The organism is Paracoccus limosus, from assembly GCF_009711185.1.
Taxonomy (GTDB): domain Bacteria; phylum Pseudomonadota; class Alphaproteobacteria; order Rhodobacterales; family Rhodobacteraceae; genus Paracoccus; species Paracoccus limosus.
Genome location: NZ_WMIF01000071.1, coordinates 1 through 596, shown reverse-complemented (window position 1 = coordinate 596; position 596 = coordinate 1). Strand labels below are relative to the sequence as shown.

Genomic DNA, 596 nt, shown 5'->3' with positions numbered 1-596 from the left:
ACCAGAATCTTGATACGATCTGCCCGCTTCGCCCGGAAGACGAAGACCGCCCCGCAGAACGGGTCGAGCCCGAACATCTCCTGCACCGCCAGCGCCAGCCCGTCGATGCCCTTGCGGAAGTCCACCGGCCGCGTCGCCACGTAGACCTTCACCGGCCCGCCCTGGCCGAGCATCACCATGCCGCCGCCCGCGCCGCTCGGATCGACCGCGTAAGCAGAACCTCATCGGTATCTGCGCCGACGCGGATCACGACATCACCCACAACGATCTCCACGCCGGTGCTGGCCTCCGTCTCTGCCGGCATCTCCGCTGCGGCGCCCTCGACGACCAGTTCTGCAAACATCGGCAGTGCCGCCACGCTCTCGGGCACGACAAGCTGTCCGTCCCGTAGCTTCTTCCGCCAGTCATAAACCTGCCAGCGCGTCGTCCCGTGCCGCCGCGCGACTTCGGTCACCGAAGTTCCCGGCACCAAGCTTTCCGCCGCAATCCGCGCCCGCTCCGCCTTCGTGCGTCGCTGACGCCCGGTCGGCCCCTCCATCACTTCCAGCCGCGAAACCCCACCATCCGAGAAGCCGTCCAAATGGCCGCCCATTTTG

General features: G+C 67.3%; 2 protein-coding genes. Both read right to left on the bottom strand.

Annotated features, from left to right (window positions below):
* A partial coding sequence (gene tnpB, locus GL279_RS19725) for an IS66 family insertion sequence element accessory protein TnpB (RefSeq protein WP_425495622.1) occupies positions 1–173 on the bottom strand: 173 nt, incomplete at its 3' end.
* The coding region (gene tnpA, locus GL279_RS19075; protein ID WP_155066173.1) for an IS66-like element accessory protein TnpA at positions 173–596 on the bottom strand (424 nt) is incomplete at its 5' end. The genes tnpB and tnpA, both read right to left, overlap by 1 nt.